We start from the raw sequence: 18,566 nt of genomic DNA on the forward strand, positions 1-18,566 counted from the left end.
TCTGGCGCAGCGAGCCGGAGGACCAGCACACCGCCTCCGGCTCGCTGCGCCAGACCAGCATGCCGCCGTCGGGGCTCCACTGCGCCTCGCTCTGGCCCTCGCCCGCCGGGGCCACCCGCTCGGCCGGCCGCGTGCCGTCCGCCGGCACCACCGCCACGTTGTCGGTGAAGCCGCGGTCGAGCTGGACCGGCAGCGCCAGCCAGCGCCCGTCCGGCGACCAGGACAGCCACCACGATCCGTCGCGGTAGGGATAGAACCGGCCCGGCGGCACCACCTCGCGGTCGGCGCCGGTCGCGGGATCGAGGACGTGGACCGCGCCGCGGTCGAGGATGTAGGCCAGCCGCCGTCCGTCCGGCGACCAGGTCGGCAGGAAGGCGTCGCCCGGCGGGGTCGGCAGCGCCCGCTCGACGAGGCGGGTCGCCTGCGCGAAGCCGCGCTCGTCGGGCTCCGCCGGCACCGCCTCGTAGAGGCCCCAATGCCCGTCGCGCTCGGCCGCGTAGGCGAGGCGGCGGCCGTCGGGCGAGAAGGCGGGGCTGCGCTCCTCGCCCGCCGTGCGGGTGATCCGCTTGACCGACCTCCCGTCGCGGGCGGCGACGTAGATCTCGCCCTGCGCCACCAGGGCGACCTCGTGCCCGGACGGCGACAGGGCGAGGTCGCTGAACTCGGAGGTGCGGGCCTGGACCTCGTCGGGAAAGGTCGCCTCCGGCGCGGTGATCGGCACGGGCTCGGGCGTCTCGCCGCCCGCGCGAAGCCGGTAGACCTGCCCGTCGCGGGCGAAGGCGAGGTCGCCGGTGCGGGAGGCGGAGAGGGAGCGCACCGGCGCACCGTCGAACCGCGTGACCTGGCGCGGCACCCGGTCGGCCAGGGACAGGCGCCAGACGTTGAGCGTGCCCGAGGCCTCGCCGAGATAGGCGATCTCGCCGCCGGGCAGCCAGACCGCGCCGCGGTTCTCGCGGGTGCCGTCGGTGAGCCGCTCGTGGCGCCCGGTGGCGGCGTCGTAGAGCCAGACCTGGCGCACCGCCTGCGACACCTGATGCTGGCGGAAGCGCTGCTCGATGTTGGGGCTGGTATAGAGGAGGCGCCGTCCCTCCGGATCCCAGGCCGCGTCGAGGGCGGCGTTGGGCAGGACGAGGGTCTCGCGCCCGCCCGCGAGCGGCACGGCGTAGACCTGGCTCGCGAGTTCGGAGCGGAGCGGGGGCGCGAAGGTGCGGGTCGCGTCGCCCAGGCGCGCCGAGGCGAACAGCACCGACCGACCGTCGGGCGTCACGCTCATCGGGCGCTCGTCGAGGGAGTACCAGGTCAGGCGCCGCGCCTCGCCGCCGCCGGCCGGGACGCCGTAGAGGTTGAGGGCGCCGGAGCGGTCGGAGGCGAAGGCGAGGCTCCGCCCGTCGGGCGCCCAGACCGGCGTCTCCGCGTGGGCGCCGGCGCCGGTCAGCGCCCGGGCCTCGCCGCCGGCGGCCGGCACGGTCCAGATCCGGCCGCGGGACCGGAAGGCGATGCGGCTCCCGTCCGGCGACAGGGCCGGCTCCCGCAGCCAGAGCGTCCGCGGCTCCTCTCCCGGGTGCTCCTCCGCCCGATGCTCCTCCGCGCGGCCTTCCGCCGTGCACAGGAGGAGGAGCGCGGTGACGAGGAGCCTGCGCATGGCGGACCGTCGGGGCGAGAGAGCGTCGTTCTCTCCCAGCGTAAGGCGAGAGCCCTGCCGCTGTCGAGCTTACGCGACCTGCTGCGGCGCCGCGGCGGTGCGGCCATGCGCGCCCGCGAACAGCTCGTGCAGCTCGCCGCCGACGGTCCGGGCGATGCGGGTCGAGGCGGCGCCCTCGGTCCGGTCGGACACGATGGCGCGCAATGCGTCGGCGGTGCGCTTCTCGATGGCGTAGAACAGGCTCTCGGCCGCCTTGGCGTTGGCGCTGAGCAGCACCGCGGCGAGGTCGTGATAGGCCTCCTTCAGGAGGTAATGGGACAGGCGCTCGGCGGCCTGCTCCTCCGTCAGTGCTTCGTCGCCCATGGCCCGCCTTCCCTTCACCGGAGCGCGCAGCGTGCGGGAGCTGGATTGCGCGAAGCTTGCGCCCGATGGCTCCCTGTCCGGTCCGAGCCCGCAAATCGAAACGATGCGTTTCGATCGTTTCTGTTTTCAGGCCGATCCGGTGGGGCCAGGATGCGGGCTCACGGGACGGCCGCCCGGCGGGCGACGCAAACCCCCTCGGGGGCCCTTCGGAAGGAGCAGATGCGATGAGCTGGCACGGTGCCGACGACCCCGTTCCGGGCAATGCCTTCAGCTGCGACGCGATCCAAACCCTGATCGTGCCGCGCTCGCGCGACCTCGGCTCCTTCGCGGTCCGGCGGGCGCTGCCCTCGACCGAGTGCCGGATGGTGGGTCCGTTCGTGTTCTTCGACCAGATGGGCCCGTCCGAGTTCGTGCTCGGGCAGGGCATGGACGTGCGGCCGCACCCGCATATCGGGCTGTCCACCGTCACCTATCTGTTCGACGGCGAGATCATGCACCGCGACAGCCTCGGCACCGAATTGCCGATCCGCCCGGGCGAGCTGAACTGGATGACGGCGGGGCGCGGCATCACCCATTCGGAGCGCACCGGCAGCGCCCTGCGGCAGACGGGCTCGCGGCTGTTCGGCCTCCAGAGCTGGGTCGCCCTGTCGGCGCGGGACGAGGAGACCGCCCCGGCCTTCGAGCATTACGACGCCGGCGCCCTGCCGATCGTCTCGGGGGAGGGCAAGACCGTGCGGCTGATCGCCGGCGAGGCCTACGGCGCACGCTCGCCCGTGCGGACCTCGAGCCCGATGGTCTATGCCGACGTGACGCTCCAGGCCGGATCCGTCCTGCCCTTCGACGCGGAATACGACGAGCGGGCGATCTACACGGTGTCGGGAGCGATCGAGATCGCCGGCGACGGCTTCGGCCCGGGCCAGCTCCTGGTCTTCCGCCCCGGCGACCGGATCAGCGTGCGGGCGACGGAAGATTCCCGCTTCATGGTGCTGGGCGGCGAGCCGATGGATGGCCCGCGCCACCTGTGGTGGAACTTCGTCTCCTCGCGGCCCGAGCGGATCGCCCAGGCCAAGGAGGATTGGCGCCAGGGCCGGTTCGACACGGTGCCGAACGACGCCGAGTTCATCCCGCTGCCCGAGGACCCGCCGCCCGTCCGCTATCCGTGAGCGCAGCGAGGGCGGCTCACGCGCACACGATCTGGACCATGACGTCGCGGGCCCTCTCGGCGGGCGCCGCCGTCCAGGGCGTCGGCGGTGCGCACGGTGACCGGCGCCGCGCCGCTGCTGCCCTGGTGGACCGGTGCCGAGATCCGGATCTCGCGCATGGCGGCGCCCGACCCCGCGACGGCCGTCATGGTGCCGATGGTGGAATCGCCGGTCGAGGCCAGGATGCTGCTCTGAGGGAGGCCGTCGATGGAGACGCTCTCGCCCAGGCGTGCCCGGACCGACAGCGGCGGCATGATCTTGGACGGCACGATGCAGGACGCCGCTCCGTCGGACCGCACGACGAACCCTCGGCCCGATCATCCGCTCGGATCGGCGTAGCGTCGCACGAGGTCGCGCAAGGCCGGGGCGGGCGGCCCGTAGCTGACGATCGTGACGTCGAGATCGCAGGCCCCGACCACACGCAGCGCCCGCAACAGGGCCGCGTCGATCCACGCCTCCGCGTTGCCGAAGGCCCCGCCGCCGAGCCGCGTCAGCAGCACGCGGTCGGACGCCCCGCGCGCCGCGTTGATCACACCGGCGAGCAGCGTCCCCTCGTAGGCGGCCTCCAGCACCAGGCGGGCGAAGGGCGCCCAGTCCGCCTGCGGCAGGCCCGCATAGGCGACCGGCAGCGCCGAGCAGAAGATCTGGCTGACGCGCGGACGCGGCGCCGGCCCGTCGGTGACCTCGACATCCGTGTGCAGGCCGAGCCTCAGCCGGCCGCGCAGGTCGTCCAGCGCCTCCTCGTCCGCTTGGTCCAGGTTGGCGGCGATGGCCGCGAGCCCCTCTCGCGTCGGGAGCGCGTATCCGTTGCGCATGCTCCACAACGCCGTCCGCACGGTACCGAGGCGCCAGGCGAGGGCGTCGCCGAATGCGGCGAGCCCGTCGAGCTGCCGCCCGGCGGCCTGGCCGGTCCCGCCGCCGACGGGGACGAGGTAGTTGCGGTAGATCGTGGCGGCGCCGGCCGCCATGGCGCAGGCCGGACCCTGGGTCCGATCGTGGGCGTAGCGGGCGACGCCATCCTCCGGGGCGATGTCGGGCCCGACCATCTCCAGCATGTTGAACTGCGAGGCGACCTGGAACAGCGCGCCCCGGTTCTCGGGCAGGCGGTGCATGGCCCGCACGTCGCCCTCGGCGATGGACAGCCGCGGCCGGCCCGGCCGACAGAGACCGAGGGCCGACGCGCGCAGCTCCGCCACCGATGGCAGCGTCAGCGTGCCGATCGCGAAGCGATCGCCGGTCCGCTCCTGCACGAGGCGAGCCTCGCTGATGCGCAGCCGTGCCTGGGTCTCCGCGTAATCCATCTCCCGAAATCCGGTCAGCCGCTCGAACCAGTCCATCGCGCACCTCCCGGCTCCAGCTCATATCCGATGTCGCTTCGATTCACGACGACCCGATCTGCGAGACAAGATCGAATGATGCGACATGCCGCATATGCGCGCAGACGGTCAAAAGGACGATGATTTTAGTTGCTTTACTAATCAATTCATTTATATGAATCGAAAATAATCTGCGACGACGACATATTTTATGGTAATTTCGCCTGCCATGGGGTAATTTTTAGAAGATATTGCAAATGTCTTCGCTAAATATATTGTATTATCTTATAAAAGACGTGTCTCGCAGATTCATGTGCCTGGATCGGGCGATCCCGACAGCATCGCAACAACCGCCATATCACCATGAAGCGGCGCTCTGGCGGCTGAGGCCGAAGCGCTCGTGAGAGGAGTAGGGCGTCCTGTCTCCCGGCGGGATCCCGGCTCGGACCCTGCCAGCCGTACTTCAGGGGGCCTGCTCGGGTGATCGATCCCCAACACGATCCGCCCAGACGATCGAGCATCATGCTCGCCGCTCAAGCCATCCGAAATAGATGTATTATTTAGATACCAGACGACCGAAGCAGCTGCACCTCAAGGTCAGTCGATTTGGCGGAGAGGGAGGGACTGTCCAAGCAGACTGAAAAGATCAATGAAATCAGCGGTTTCGCGTTCGGCTTTCCGTACGCTTTGTACCAGCCCTTTGTACCCCGTGTCCAGACTGTCTTGGTAGGTGGCGTTGCGACTCAGGGGTCCGACTTGGCCTTATTCATGGGCAAGCGGCTACCCTGCACGAGCCCTCCAATCTCGGGGTCTGTCCGCAGGAGCGCCTTACGATGGGCGGCGAACTTCGCATCAAGCTCCTCGGAGCCATACGCGAGCCTGACTCGGAAAGCCTTCGCGACTTGGCGATGGGAAATCCGTGAACGCGGTGGCGTAATCCATCGGCGTGGCGAAGGCGGTTCGGCGCGCCGCGACCAACCCGGCCTGTCTGATTTGCTTGTCCACCGGAGTTGGCGCCATCGCATTGGTCGCGGAGGCCATCGACCGGCATTCCCGCTAATGATGTGGCGATAGTTTCAGCACCTGCCCGCACTTCCGCAACTGTGGCGATGGCTGTTTAAGCCGAGCGTCGAGCTCAGTAGGGCCAGGTTGGCGCTCACCCCTGCCCGAACCGCCAGCCCTGACCGAGAGTGTATAAAAACTCAGGAGCGCCCCAATTTTGTAGAACAATCTTCTGCGCTGCCGCCATCTGTGGAACCGGGGTGGCGGCCGAGTGCCCTCGGGATGCCTATACGACCGCTGCCCAGGGTAAACGAGGGAGAGATCCTCCTACGGCCTCTGCGTGTTCACACAGCCTGGACCCATTGCCGACGTCCGGAAAGACTGCTCATGGGCAATCTGATGAGGCTGGTACACAACCACCCCACAACCCCGTTTTTATCACGTTTGGTCACACTCAAAATCTTTGAAACTTCAACGAATTGCCTTCATTTGACGATTGCGTACAAGAGACGGTTTCGGCATGTTGTGGGCGGTTCCCCGCTCAGCCGGGACAGCAGTTCACGGGCACGGTGCGTTATGTGGGCGATGGGGACAGTCTTTGCGTTGGCACTGGCGGGCGGCCAAAGGCGCCGGCTCCGGCATCAGGGGTACGATCGCCGCCCACTCGGTATCTGTCAGGTCGGTTTCATAGCGCAGGCTCGCACGGCTATGATGCCGGTGAGTGGTCGAGGACCACATGGCATTTCTAGACCAGGCTTCAGCAGTCTTCTGGAATCACTACTATCCCGGCTACTCAACCCCTGCCTGACGTGATCAGACGGGCATGTAGGCGCTGCTCGTTTTTCCAGGCTTCAGCGCGCCTTGATCCATGTAGTATAAGCAAAAAATCATGAGAGGGCCGAGCTGCCGATCAAGGGAAAATTGACGCTGTTCTATAGATAAGGGGCGGTCGAACATCGATGTTTATTGAAAGTCTTAGTCTAACGAATTTCCGCTGCTTCGGACCTGAAACGATAAGTGTCAGCCTAACCTCCGGTCTCACCACCTTTGTAGGCGTCAATGGCGCGGGGAAGACGACCCTGATGCAGGCCCTACAGCGCCTCTTCGGCGTGACTGGCGATCAGCGGCGTCTTCGGCGCCAGGACTTCCATGTTCCTGCTGCCGAGCTTGTCGCGCCGCTTCGGCGAAACTTCGTGCTGGAGGCGATCATCGTCTTTCCGGAACTGGACGCCGACGGCACCGGCGGCGCCGCGATACCAGAATTCTTCCACCAGATGGCCGCTGAAGAGGGCGGTAAGCTGAAATGCAGATTGCGACTCGAAGCGACGTGGACCGATGACGGTTCGCTCGACGGCGCTATTGAACAGAAATACTGGGCGGTCAGGACTTTCGGACCATTCACTGTGGCCGAGTGCACCGAGTTGAAAGCGACCGACCGGGCGCGGATCCAAATGATCTATGTACCGGCAACGCGGGATGGCGCCTCCCAGGTTACGGCGTTTCTGCGCGGTAGATTGTGGCGCGCCATCAACTGGTCACAGGGTGTGCGGGACACGTTTACGAACGCTGGGGCTACCTTGAACGGCGCCTTCGCCGGGGAGCCGGCCGTCGACGTGATTGCCGCAGCGGTGACACGGCGGTGGCAGGAAGTTTACACCGCCGGGACTGACACGACGCCAGTCTTCCGCCCGCTCGATCTGCGGTTCGAGCATTTCATCCGAAAGGTTGAGGTCGTCTTCCGTCTCGACGAAGCTGGCCGTGAGCGAGCCTTGGATGACCTGAGCGACGGCCAGAGATCACTCTTCCACTTAGCGATGACCGCAGCGACATTGGACGTCGAAGCTGGGATCGTCGCCGATCCTGCTGGGGCCGGTTTCCAAGCTGGCGGCGTACCCTTGCCGGCTCTCACGCTCATTGCGATCGAAGAGCCCGAGAACAACCTCGCCCCCTTCTATCTCTCCCGCATCGTTCGGCAGATTCAGGACCTGACGAAGTCGCCGCAAGCGCAGGCCGTGGTTTCCAGCCATTCCCCGAGCATCCTCGCCCGTGTCGATCCTACCCAGGTCCGGCACTTCCGCCTCGCCCCCCAGGATAGAACGGCCCGCATCCGTCCGATCACCCTCCCCTTCGGCGAAGAAGAGGCCTCGAAGTTTATCCGCGAGGCTGTCCGGACCTATCCGGAACTCTATTTTGCGCGTTTCGTCGTGCTAGGGGAAGGCGCGTCCGAGGAGGTCGTTCTTCCCCGTCTCGCCGAGGCCATGGGTCTCGACATTGATCGATCCTTCGTTGCCGTCGTTCCCCTTGGCGGTCGGCATGTGAACCACCTCTGGAGACTGCTGACCAGCCTTGACATTCCCTACGCCACCTTGCTCGACCTCGACTGGGGCCGTTCAGGGGGTGGATGGGGCCGTATTAAAACAGTCTGTACGCAATTGCTTGCGAACAATGTCACGCCTCAATCCATTTTCGGACAACACCTCGATCCGCTCGGTCCGGCGGCGAACCTACTGGCTTTTGACGCTCTGCCAATCACCGACATTGTGAACATCACCCGTTGGATGATTTGGCTGCGCCAGTTCAACGTCTTCTTCTGCACGCCCCTCGATCTCGACTATTCCATGCTTTCGGCCTTTCCTCTCGCCTATCAGGTTATCGAACCGGGCCGTCAAGGACCTTCGCGCGCCGGCGAGCCTCGCACGTCAGTTCTAGGCGACGACGGCCTGCCTCACCTCTACGATGCGAGCCACGACACCGTGATGCGTTGGTATCGCTATCTGTTCCTCGGGCGCGGCAAGCCCAGCACCCACGTTCGGGTCCTTAGCGCCCACGACTCGGTCGCCGTCGCGGCGGGCGCGCCCGAAGAATTGCGTGCGCTCCTGACTTCGATTGTCGCGCGCCTGACGCCGCCGCCGCCACCGCTGCCGCCCGAAGGCCCTTGACCATGCGCCTTATTCGGCCAGAGGACTGGCGCCCCAGCGGCATAGACGATCTTGAACCGGCAGCGTGGAGCGCCCTGCGCCACGTCGGCTCAGCGTGCGTGGTCGCGGGTCCTGGCGCCGGTAAGACCGAATTCCTGGCCCAGCGAGCTGACTATCTGCTCGAGACCGGTCTTTGCCGAGCGCCGCACCGCGTGCTAGCGATTTCGTTCAAGACCGACGCAGCCAACAATCTCGCCTCGCGAGTCCGCCAGCGGTGCCCGCCAGAGTTTGCCCACCGGTTTGTATCAGTCACCTTCGACGCCTTCACCAAGAGCCTGGTCGACCGCTTTCTCAACGCCATCCCCACTGAATGGCGTCCGACCCGGCCTTACGAAATCGCCATTCCAAAGCGGAGGGTGGTAGAAAACTTCCTGACGCTCGCCCGCCTCAATGCGCCGCTGCAATGGCAGGCCGAGATCGCCGGCTACAGCGCAAGCGACTTTGAGGCCAAGATCGTCGGCAGCTACCGCCTGCCTGTCGGGCCGACCGCGCCTCAGAGCGCCGCCGAGTTCGCCATCGCACGCTGGTGGGTGACCCAACTACGGCCGGGACAGCCTTCTTTGCTCACCTTCGTCGGCATCAACCGGCTGGCAGAGCTGCTCCTTCGGGCCAATCCCCACATCCGCCGTGCGCTCGTCGCCACCTATCCCTTCGTGTTCGTCGATGAATTCCAAGACACGACCTACGCGCAATACGACTTTCTGCATTCAGCGTTCTCGGGCGAGCAGACCATTATCACCGGCGTCGGCGATGACAAGCAGCGGATCATGGTCTTCGCCGGCGCGCGCAAGGACGCCTTTCATCGGCTGCAAGCGGATTTTATAGCCGCTCGCTTCCCCCTCCTCTTCAACTTCCGTTCCTCGCCCGACCTGGTCGCGATCCAGCATGTCGTCGCACGTGCCCTCGATCCGAACACCGTCCAGACGGTCGCCCGGACCGCGCGCCAGGTGAATGGGGATGTGGCTCAGGTGTGGTCCAGCCAGACCATGGCCGCGGAAGCCACCTATTTGGCGAAATGGATCGCCAACGATATGGCCACGCGCGGCCGGGCGCCGCGCGACTACGCACTACTCGTGAAGCAGAAGTCCGATGACTATGAGCACGAACTCGCCGGAGCCTTCGCCGCTCATGGATTGCGGATTCGTAATGAGAGTCATACTCTTGGCAAAACATCGCTTCAGGACTTGCTCTCCGACGAGTTGAGCCGGCTTGCGATCGCTATCTTCCGACTTGGCGCGTCACGCCGTGCACCCGCCGCTTGGCAGCTGGTCTCGACCTCTGTCCTGGCACTGCGCGCGACCGGCCCAGACGATGACGCGCGCGCGGCCAAGGTCGAGACGGAGCTGACCGCATTTCTCGCGGCCCTCCGGACCGACATGGCCGCCACGACCCCATCGAAGAAAAGCGCCGTCGACTTCGCCACGAGGGTTTTTGAGTATCTCGACCTGGATGCGATCGCGCGGACCTATGCCGAATATGGTGTCGGCGACCAGCTTCAAATCATCCTCGAAGCTTTTTGCATCCACTTCTTAGGTTGCGCCGATGGCGCGCCGAACTGGACCTCCTGCCTCGACGCTTTCGAGGGGCTCAATCAGATCCCCATGATGACCGTCCATAAGAGCAAAGGGCTGGAATACGATACCATCATCTTCGTCGGCCTCGATGACCGGGCTTGGTGGTCACACACCCCCGGCGACCCGGAGGGCATCGCCGCGTTTTTCGTCGCTCTCTCGCGGGCGAAACAGCGCGCGATCTTTTCATTCTGCCAACAACGTGGCCAGCGAAACAACATAGCTGAACTCTATCAACTTCTTACTAAAGCCGGGGTGCCGGAGATTGCGATATAAGAAAGCGGTCCTTTCGAATGCCTGCGTCCAGTCAACGCTAGACGGTCAGTCTTCCAAACTTGAACGTGCGCTATCAAACTACGAGCCAAATTCCGCTTCTGGCGCAATCCGGCTGCGCGGCAACCAGCCGGCGGCCCACGGCTTCCCGCCTCATCGGACATTCAAAGGCAGAGCCTCGAATACCCACAAGTGGCCGCGATTCAGGCTCGTGGCCGTGCGAGGGAACACACCCGATTGAGCCCACGAGTGTCAAACCGTAGCCATAAGGTTTTGGCTGGTGCAATCCGATAGCCGGGCTCCTGCGAGACATCCATGGCCATCATCGACGCCACTCCACCCCAGCCGTTCACCTCCGCCGGTCCAGCCTCGAGCGGCCTCGACCGCCGCCGGTTCGGCGCTATGGTGCTGGCGGCTGGCGCCGGAAGCCTGCTCCCATACCGGTCGGCTCGGGCGCGGCCAGCGCCCGACGAGGCCCGGTTCGTCGATTTCGAATGGGTCGACACGGCCCGCAACCGTACGGTGCCGGCCCGGCTCTACTGGCCGGCCGCTTCGACTCGGAAGGGGCCGGTCCCGTTGATCGTCTTCTCCCACGGGCTCGGCGGCTCCCGGAAGGGCTACAGCTACCTCGGCGAGGGATGGTCGGCACGCGGGACCGCCAGCCTGCACATCCAGCACGTCGGCAGCGACGAGACGCTGTGGCAGGGCAACCCCCTGATGCTCCTCGACCGCCTCGGCGGCGCGGCGGATGAGCGCGAGGCTATCGAACGGACGCGGGACGTGAGCTTCGGCCTCGACCGCCTGCTGCAGCGCGACAGCCCCTTCCAGGCCGCCATCGACGCCAAGCGCATCGTCGCGGCCGGGCACTCCTTCGGGGCGAACACGACCCTGATCCTCACCGGCGCCCAGGTGATCCGCGACGGGAAGCCGTTGGGCTTCCGTGACCCGCGGTTCACCGCGAGCATCGTGATCTCGGCGCCGCCCTTCTACGGCGAGACCGACCTCGCGGCGGTCCTCGCGTCGGTCGACGTCCCCACGCTCCACGTCACCACGACGGAGGACACGATCCGCATCCCGGGCCGCTATTCGCCCGTCCAGGACCGCATCGACGTCTACACGGCGATCCCGACCCCCCGGAAGGCCCTGGTGGTGTTCCAGGGCGGTCCGCACAACGTCTTCACCGACCGCTCCCTGCGGAACGGCGGGCCGCTGAACCCCCTTGTGAAGCGGGCCACCGCCGAGGTCGGGCTCGCCTTCCTCGATCTGGTCCACAAGTCCGATCCCGCCCCCCTCGAAGACTGGAGCGCGACCTGGAAGCCGATCCTGGCCGCGGCACCGGCGCCGTTCCAGGTCGACACGCGGCAGTGGGCTAGGAAGCGGCGCGCCTGAGTTTTGGAATCTGTATTGAGGCTGGATTACTTCAAGGGCTATGAGCGATCCGTTTACGGTCAGGCACTTGAAAACACGAATGAAGTTTATTAGATCAATCTTAGTTGCAGGTTCCTATATGTGGGTAATTTCATGGACTACGTCGAAAGCGCGCTGCCACCCCTCACATTCGTTGACGTTGAAAATATCCTGAGGATTTGCCGTCAGAAGAGGCGAAAGGCGTCATTCATACATGGCGGATCGAAAGAAGCCATGCGAACAATGAAAGATATATTATATGGAGAGCCCACTATCGGGCATAGAATAATCAATGCCATTGAAGAGCTAGAAGCAGAAAAGCAAGTTCGCTTACTCCAATTGATGATTTTTGGTCGCAGTGCAGATATAAGCCTTCACTCAGCAGAATTAGAAGCCAAATCCATCGATCCATCTTCGATTGCAAGATATATGTCGGAGAAGAGACTTTTCCAATACATTACCCGTGGAATGCAAAGAATTGATAGGATTATGTAGATTTTAATTTTCAACTAGGTTCCCGCTGCAAGTCGCCCGCTTCCAATAATTTCTCTGTCATGCTCACTGCCTCTATGAATTCTGCGGACAAATTATGTGTTGACTCAAGCAACACTAGTGTCGCGAAAAGTCGTTTAGCAGAACGCGACATGGAACGATAATTCGGCTCGCCTGGATCCAGCATCCAAGCGCGAGCCGTTTTCACTGGGACTCCCATGGCGTGCGCCAGCGCAAGCGACGATCCGCGAGCCGCGCCGCCATTCAGCCGGACAGCCATGCGCTTGATGGTTGCTCGATCCATATCTCCCCCTTGAAAGAGACACTCTGTGTCTCTAACTGCTCAACGGGATCTGTTGGCAAGCCATCTGTGTCCTATTTGCCCTGAGATGGTCAAGCGGCACGGGCGGCTTAAGCTCCAGCGCCGGTTTGCGGATGCCGAATTTTACGAAACGTAAAATTCGGGCGACATGAGGAGGGCGTTCGATGGACGAAGGCGAGGACTATGAAAAGGTCTGGCAGGCGATCGGCTTGGACCCAGTTGAAGGGGCGCGCCTATGCCAACAGCAAATCAAGTTCGACGAGCTGTCAGTGCAAGCTCGGCGCCGTCGCAGGATCGCCGAAGGGTATTACATCGGCCTGCAGCTGATGAATGATTATACGGCGTGGCAAAGATTCTTAGCTGAACCGTTCTTTGATCGCGATCCGCGCATTCGCAACAAGAAGGAAGACAGATTCAAATTTATCGTGATGCGGACAGTCATGCTTTACCTTTTCATGGCCAGTAAGGGTAACGACTCTCTCCGTAATCGTACCTGGCGTTACGCCCGCGCCATGAATGGATATGCGGAGGAAGGAGTTCCGCCGGAAGAGGTGGTTGACCGGATTAAAAAGGACGGCGGCATCGAGAAGCTCTCTCGTGCTAGAAGCAAGGGGTACGATCTGGAGGCGGAGGACGAAGACTGGAGGCTGGAAATGGCTCATCGCGAGCCGGTGCCTCCAACAGATCGGGCTCAAGCTCGAACCGCACGCGACTTCCATGAAATCGTCTGCGACGAGGGGCAATCTGAGCGCGATATGCACGAAGACGAAGACGAAGATGAGGCGGTGGAGCCGTATGTTGATCCAGACCCGACCGAGGGCATGGTAACTTGGCCGATCCTTGTAGATCCTGACGAATTAAGAGATCTCGATCGTACGCATACAACAATTCAAATTCGTGCGACAATATCTATCGAAGAAAGAGACGATGGCAGTCGATACTACAGAGCCATAATGATTGATTACTTGTAATCATTACAGCAATAATTCGATCCTAAAGTTGATAAAAACTTCAGGATCGAGCATTTTCATAATAAAAAAACTATCATTGCCTCTTGAATGACAAAATAAAAAATATTTATCATACAAGCCGGGCCGAAGATTATGACCTGACGGGCCTGGAATTGTATATTCACGCTCGCCCGCAGCCTGGCACGCAACTTTAGCTCTGTGGCCACGCCACGCCTCAAAGACTGGCCATCACCCTGAACCCCAACACGTTGGCTTGGGTCAAGTGCAGATGGGCGGAGGCCATCAGCTGGCGCAATTCGGGTGAGAGGCGGCTACCTGCGAATCCAGGCTGGACAACCGTGACATGGAAAGTCGGCGGTTTAGGTTGACCGAGCAGGCGCTCCACGTCCCCGAAATCACCCTTCATGAAGCGGACACCGCTCCTCATCCTATGTTCGATCTTCGCTCGAATGCGGGCACGCTCGCACCAACGAGCAGACTTGATGGCCTGTCCTATGACCTCGTAGGCATCTTCCACGCGCGTCCCGGGGGCCGTGTGCTTCGTACTCTTGCAATGATGAATCTCTACCTCGATCTCGTCGCCGAACTCTCGGATTTCGATAAAGTCGGCGATCTCTCCACTGCCGTGGTCGCAGAAAACAACGGTCGCTGGGCCATTGACGAGCCGCCCCTGAACGAACTGGAAGATCGATAGCTTGCTGTCCGGCGCGATGCCAACCTCGGTGTTGATGCAGACGTTCGACGCCGCGAAATCATGGCAGTCGACGCAAGCGGGGTCGAACGGGGCCTGGTCCGGGTCTGCCGGGGTGCTGTAATCGCTGCCACGGATAAGGCCGAGTTCGACCGTATAAAACGAGAGTGGTCTCTCGTTCAGGTGGTCAATAAGCGTGGCCCGCGCCCCGCGACGCTCGACCATCACCGACGCAACGTCGGAGCCGCCCCGGAAGTGCGGCTCACCCCTGATATCGAAAGTCAGCGCGATCTCGGTGCCATGCCCCTTGATGGTCACAGGCACCTGCCAGTCGTCGCAGCCAGCATGGTCGACGGCGACATCAAAGTCCGTGAGTGGGACGCTCCGGATCCCGGTCGCACTAGCTACCATCACGGACCATGGGTGCGTGTAGACGTCCCTATCCCAGTCCGCAGCAAACACAGGAGCCGGGAAACGGTCGATTTCCCGCGCGGTCGCGAGCAGGTCCAGGCCCGAGTGGGTCACAACGGCTCGCTGGGTCGAGAGCCGGCCCGCAAGGCCATCCATCCAGTCGACGAGGTCAAACAGCCTCGCGGAGCTATTCTGCCAGATCTTCGAGGCGCCGCTGACGCCGATGGTAATATCCACCCCGTCCCGCGTGCCACCTCCGAAGAGATGGCCACGCGTGTAATGGCGTGCGTCAGCGTGGCTGATGGTTCGCTCGACTGAACCACCCGTCTTAGTCAGGTAAGCTGCGGCGGAGCTATTCGATGCCCGATTGCGCAGACCGACGTTAAATAGCTTCATGTTTTCAAGATCAAGCAAAACCCTGTTCAGCGTATCCGTCGAGAGCCCTTTCAGTGACCGGCCGGCAATGGCGTGGCAAAGCCGTTGGTAGGTGCCGTCTTGTCTCTTGGAGGCGCAGACAAACAGCAGGCCCGCTTCTCTGTTGTGATGGATGACGAACAGGTGGTTACTCACGTCGGTGAGCCGCTCGTCCTCGGACCACCGGACACGCGCGTACTCCCGGGCGACAAAAACCGCAGTGCGGAAATTCTCGCTGGTGGAAGAGTAGACGACGTTGAGGCCTTGCGGAAACTCGATGCTGTCGTCGATGCGCACATCCTCGGCAAGGCGCCAGACTTTGACGTGCATGTAAGGCGTAAGTCCGTAGAGCGAGAGCTCTTTTACGTCGAAGTCATGGAGGTGGTCGTCTTCGAATGACTCGAGAATCTCTCTCGCCTTCTCCTCATGCAACACACGCGTAGCGGATAGGTTGGGCACGATCTCACCCCACGTGGCCCCCTGCGCGTACAGCTTCTCGGCCTCTACTTTGATGCTCGAGGGCGCTGCGATGAACGTCGCCTGCCCAAGTGACTGACCGGAAGTACGTGCGAAGCGCCCGATAAACTGCAGTGTCACCGCGAGCGACTTGTGCGGGGTGTGAATAGCGGCAACCTTCAGGTTGGGCAGATCGAAGCCTTCGCCCAGCATGTTCACGCACACGATGCCATCAAGGGCACCGGACCGCAGCGAGGCGATGACGCGTTTCACGTGCCCGACCGAATGCTCCCCCATCACCAACTGCAGCTGGAGGCCAGTCTCTCGGCCGTACAGATCGATAAGCTCCCGCGCGCGCGCCTTGCTGTCTGTGCGCACCATGAGGCGATGCGCGAGCCCCACGGCCTGGTCTTCACGCAGATGGCGCTCGGCGGCCCGGGCAATGGCGGCGTCCTCGGCACCTTCTTCAAAGCCATCGACCGGTACGTAGCGGATCTGGCCAAAGACACCGTCGTCGTAGGCGCGCTTAAGGTCGTAAGTGAAGACGAAGCGGCCCTTGATCTCTAGTTCGTCGCGTCGGTAGGGCGTGGCCGTAAAGAGCGCGCGCCGGGCGGTTGGAAAGCTTTTTAGGAGCTGGCTCCAGGTGAATGCCGGGCTGTGATGCGCTTCGTCAACGAGGACCAAATCGAAGAGATCATCCGGCGGCTGTGCCACGCCATCGACAACTGGGCTGGCGCTGTTTGGCGTCGCGACCACCACGTCGTGCGCACGTAACGCCTCCCAATCGGCGATCTTGCCCGACGCGTTGAAGACGGATGGGGTCGGGAGATCGGGCCGCAGCGCGCCAAGCCGCTTCAGAATGCCGAGTTCGCGGAAATCGTCGAAGATCTGTTCGCGGACCAGACGACTGGGGGTGACCACCAACACGCGTCGGGCGCGCAGCAGGAAGGCAGAGGCCTGCAGCACCGCTGTCTTGCCGGAGCCGGTCGGCATCGTGACGATGGCTGCATCACGCCGGAGAGAGAAGTGCGCTCCAAGCGCGAACAAAGCCCCTCGTTGCGCCTCGCGGAAGCCCGTTCCGGCGTCCGTGCTGACGGGGAACGTCAGATCGGGGTAGCTTCGCTCGAAGTAGCTCATAGTCGGCACGTAGCAGCAGATGAGCTGTCACAACTAACACGTGCGACTGCCCCAGGCGCAGCGTCTCGGCGCGACGATCCACAGGTCTCACAGGGACGCGACCATATCGGTACGAACCGATGAAGCTTCGATTCGCCCTTGCCGGCGACCGCGCTCCGCTGCTGCTCCGTCGCTTCACACAGTCCATCCAGGCTCGCTTGCGGCCTACTTTCGAAGTGGGGGCCGGAGGATGGAACCGGTCACGAGCGTTAATTTGGCCCATCTAAGGCTGACTTGAGCATCGGCAGGCAAACGTGTTGTGACACTCGAATGGTCGGACGCTTGAAGAGCGCGGGCGAGCCGGGAATAAGTGAGCGGCGTCGCCAGCGACCCCGACATGGTCACGCCGAGCTAATCGTACCCTAGTTTCGCTCGAAGATCGGGTCCCGCCAGGGGTCTGTTGCCGGCCGCGGCTTGCTGTCGAGCTCAGCCGAGGAGGGGGGTAACACGAGGATGTCGTCGAAGCTGGCTCGGCCCCGGGGGAGCGCCTTGAAGTTGTAGGTGTTCACGTAGGCGACATCGCCGGCCACGATGGGCGTGGCGGTGATCGACGTCAGCGGTCCACCCCGGGGGCAGTAGCGCGCGCCGCTCTCGCCTAGGTGCTCGTCGAGCGGTTCGCATAGGCGGCCGCACGGGGGCATGACGGCCACACCCTGCAGGTGCAGCCCGTCGTTGGGGACGAGGGAGCGGACGCTGACCTTCGCCCGCTTCGCGACGGGGTAGTCGGGGGCGAGGATCCAGCACGGCCTCCAAGGCCGGCGGCTCGGCGCATTCGCGTTGCGCCACACCCGCTCGCAGAGCCACCGGTGGGCTCGCTCAGCGTCGTGTTGCATCTGGGCGAGGACAGTGTCGCGGCGCCCGCCTAAGTGACGAAACTTGAGGACGAGGAGGTAGGGGGCCCAGCCCTCGGCGACGAGGTCCACGGCGAGCTGCCCATAGCCATGGGTCAACTGGTTGATCTGGTCACTCCTGGAGAGGGTAGGGAGGGATGAGGGTAGGGTCATGGCTGTGCTTCCTGCATGAGAGGGGAGAGGGAATGGGCTCTGTGTCGCCGTGCTCACTGAGCTGATGTGCTCAATCGGCTCTATTTCGACACGACAAACCATATGCCCGCCCGTAGACGTACACCTTAGCGCGAAGCATCGCGCGCCAGCTTGTGGCATCTTCCAAGGCAAGCCGGCAGTGTTTGCACACGCAAGCACTTTACCGTGTCGGGAAATTAGTGACGCAGCATAGGTGCTGCTCGCATTCGCGTGCCGCTCGCGCCGTCAACGTCAGCGCCATCTCGGCTCATAATATCCGGCGCTATCGGCGCAGTGGGGTAGGGGCTCTGGCAAAGCCGGGTGGTTCGGCCACGCCACCGCTCTCAACTCGAATTACGTCAGAGCTCTGCGCGCCGCCCACGGCGGAAGAGGGCGGCCCGTGAACAGGCCATCGGCCCCTCAAGGGCGGTGCCGACTACCAAGATCCACGTCCTCACCAAAGCGATCGGCCGCCCCAGCGTCATCGGAACGTCCCGGCGAGGCCATGCCGCTCGGCAAGGTTCCACCCCTCGCATCTCAAAAATTCACGGAACTCCCCTCCGAGCTTAGCCGTTCTTTGCGCATCAGACAGTCAAGTTTCGGATTGCTGCAATGAAGACCGCTCTCCTCTCCGCGATGCTTGCCGCAGCTGTGACCCTCGCGGGCTCCGTTGCGGCGTCGGCCGAGCCGAGTGCGGCGGTCTACCTCGGCGATACCGGGCTGCGGCTGCCCGTCAGCACGCTGACCGCGCCGGAGGCCCCGCCCACCACGGTTCAGGCCGCGCCGGCAACCCCGCACGCCGCCCTACCCCGCAAGGTGCGGGTGGTGCTCGCCTCGCCCTACGCGGTCCGCTGACT

12 protein-coding genes and 2 pseudogenes are annotated in these 18,566 nt (G+C 63.7%); 8 read left to right on the forward strand and 6 right to left on the reverse strand.

The genetic code is table 11. The features are described 5' to 3' along the window. Positions 1 to 1,642, reverse strand: a pseudogene (locus tag QR78_RS28430) (PD40 domain-containing protein); the annotation flags it as partial. A gap of 69 nt (positions 1,643 to 1,711) precedes the next feature. Continuing rightward, positions 1,712 to 2,005 (reverse strand): hypothetical protein, encoded by a 294-nt coding sequence (locus QR78_RS28435; protein ID WP_048430983.1) that lies wholly within the window; start codon positions 2,003 to 2,005, stop codon positions 1,712 to 1,714. Between the two features lie 224 nt (positions 2,006 to 2,229). Here QR78_RS28435 and QR78_RS28440 point away from each other — a divergent pair, with 224 nt between their 5' ends. Beyond that, positions 2,230 to 3,168, forward strand: a complete 939-nt coding sequence (locus QR78_RS28440; RefSeq protein ID WP_048430984.1) for a pirin family protein — start codon at positions 2,230 to 2,232, stop codon at positions 3,166 to 3,168. A gap of 87 nt (positions 3,169 to 3,255) precedes the next feature. Further along, positions 3,256 to 3,402: a hypothetical protein gene (locus QR78_RS35190; RefSeq protein ID WP_158004089.1), complete on the forward strand. Its 147-nt coding sequence runs from the start codon at positions 3,256 to 3,258 to the stop codon at positions 3,400 to 3,402. A gap of 122 nt (positions 3,403 to 3,524) precedes the next feature. Here QR78_RS35190 and QR78_RS28445 read toward each other — a convergent pair whose 3' ends face one another. Together QR78_RS28445 and QR78_RS33315 are read right to left on the reverse strand one after the other, a co-directional pair. After that, on the reverse strand, positions 3,525 to 4,544 hold the full coding sequence (locus QR78_RS28445; RefSeq protein ID WP_048430985.1) for a hypothetical protein: 1,020 nt from the start codon (positions 4,542 to 4,544) through the stop codon (positions 3,525 to 3,527). A 1,576-nt stretch (positions 4,545 to 6,120) separates the two neighbouring features. After that, positions 6,121 to 6,263: pseudogene (locus QR78_RS33315) on the reverse strand (transposase); the annotation flags it as partial. Positions 6,264 to 6,484: 221 nt separating this feature from the next. Between QR78_RS33315 and QR78_RS28450 the strand changes: the two are divergent. From QR78_RS28450 to QR78_RS34530, 5 genes are all read left to right on the forward strand, one after another. Then, complete coding sequence (locus QR78_RS28450; protein ID WP_048430986.1) at positions 6,485 to 8,464, forward strand: ATP-dependent nuclease; 1,980 nt, start codon at positions 6,485 to 6,487, stop codon at positions 8,462 to 8,464. A 2-nt stretch (positions 8,465 to 8,466) separates the two neighbouring features. After that, positions 8,467 to 10,350: a UvrD-helicase domain-containing protein gene (locus QR78_RS28455; RefSeq protein WP_048430987.1), complete on the forward strand. Its 1,884-nt coding sequence runs from the start codon at positions 8,467 to 8,469 to the stop codon at positions 10,348 to 10,350. A gap of 312 nt (positions 10,351 to 10,662) precedes the next feature. Beyond that, on the forward strand, positions 10,663 to 11,736 hold the full coding sequence (locus tag QR78_RS28460) for an alpha/beta hydrolase family protein (RefSeq protein WP_179945796.1): 1,074 nt from the start codon (positions 10,663 to 10,665) through the stop codon (positions 11,734 to 11,736). Positions 11,737 to 11,868: 132 nt separating this feature from the next. Further along, positions 11,869 to 12,249: a hypothetical protein gene (locus QR78_RS34525; protein ID WP_125900875.1), complete on the forward strand. Its 381-nt coding sequence runs from the start codon at positions 11,869 to 11,871 to the stop codon at positions 12,247 to 12,249. Positions 12,250 to 12,732: 483 nt separating this feature from the next. Then, positions 12,733 to 13,539 carry a hypothetical protein gene (locus tag QR78_RS34530; RefSeq protein ID WP_125900878.1) on the forward strand — a complete coding sequence of 269 codons (807 nt, stop codon included), beginning with the start codon at positions 12,733 to 12,735 and terminating at the stop codon, positions 13,537 to 13,539. A 214-nt stretch (positions 13,540 to 13,753) separates the two neighbouring features. On the opposite strand, the gene QR78_RS28465 is transcribed toward QR78_RS34530, so the two are convergent. Further along, positions 13,754 to 16,648 carry a DEAD/DEAH box helicase gene (locus tag QR78_RS28465; RefSeq protein ID WP_048430988.1) on the reverse strand — a complete coding sequence of 965 codons (2,895 nt, stop codon included), beginning with the start codon at positions 16,646 to 16,648 and terminating at the stop codon, positions 13,754 to 13,756. 401 nt (positions 16,649 to 17,049) lie between these two features. Then, positions 17,050 to 17,691, reverse strand: a complete 642-nt coding sequence (locus tag QR78_RS28470) for a hypothetical protein (RefSeq protein WP_048430989.1) — start codon at positions 17,689 to 17,691, stop codon at positions 17,050 to 17,052. 630 nt (positions 17,692 to 18,321) lie between these two features. Between QR78_RS28470 and QR78_RS28475 the strand changes: the two genes are divergently transcribed. Continuing rightward, complete coding sequence (locus QR78_RS28475) at positions 18,322 to 18,564, forward strand: hypothetical protein (RefSeq protein ID WP_048430990.1); 243 nt, start codon at positions 18,322 to 18,324, stop codon at positions 18,562 to 18,564. Positions 18,565 to 18,566: the final 2 nt, after the last annotated feature.

The sequence above is a fragment of the Methylobacterium indicum genome (genome assembly GCF_001043895.1).
In the GTDB taxonomy this organism is placed as follows: Bacteria; Pseudomonadota; Alphaproteobacteria; order Rhizobiales; family Beijerinckiaceae; genus Methylobacterium; species Methylobacterium indicum.

Excerpts from the sequence above, each read along its gene's own strand:
- QR78_RS28445 (WP_048430985.1), bottom strand. The coding sequence starts at position 4,544 with ATGGACTGGTTCGAGCGGCTGACCGGATTTCGGGAGATGGATTACGCG.
- QR78_RS28465 (WP_048430988.1), bottom strand. The coding sequence starts at position 16,648 with ATGAGCTACTTCGAGCGAAGCTACCCCGATCTGACGTTCCCCGTCAGC.
- QR78_RS34525 (WP_125900875.1), top strand. The coding sequence starts at position 11,869 with ATGGACTACGTCGAAAGCGCGCTGCCACCCCTCACATTCGTTGACGTT.
- QR78_RS28435 (WP_048430983.1), bottom strand. The coding sequence starts at position 2,005 with ATGGGCGACGAAGCACTGACGGAGGAGCAGGCCGCCGAGCGCCTGTCC.
- QR78_RS28440 (WP_048430984.1), top strand. The coding sequence starts at position 2,230 with ATGAGCTGGCACGGTGCCGACGACCCCGTTCCGGGCAATGCCTTCAGC.
- QR78_RS28470 (WP_048430989.1), bottom strand. The coding sequence starts at position 17,691 with ATGACCCTACCCTCATCCCTCCCTACCCTCTCCAGGAGTGACCAGATC.
- QR78_RS28450 (WP_048430986.1), top strand. The coding sequence starts at position 6,485 with ATGTTTATTGAAAGTCTTAGTCTAACGAATTTCCGCTGCTTCGGACCT.
- QR78_RS28475 (WP_048430990.1), top strand. The coding sequence starts at position 18,322 with ATGAAGACCGCTCTCCTCTCCGCGATGCTTGCCGCAGCTGTGACCCTC.
- QR78_RS28460 (WP_179945796.1), top strand. The coding sequence starts at position 10,663 with ATGGCCATCATCGACGCCACTCCACCCCAGCCGTTCACCTCCGCCGGT.
- QR78_RS28455 (WP_048430987.1), top strand. The coding sequence starts at position 8,467 with ATGCGCCTTATTCGGCCAGAGGACTGGCGCCCCAGCGGCATAGACGAT.
- QR78_RS34530 (WP_125900878.1), top strand. The coding sequence starts at position 12,733 with ATGGACGAAGGCGAGGACTATGAAAAGGTCTGGCAGGCGATCGGCTTG.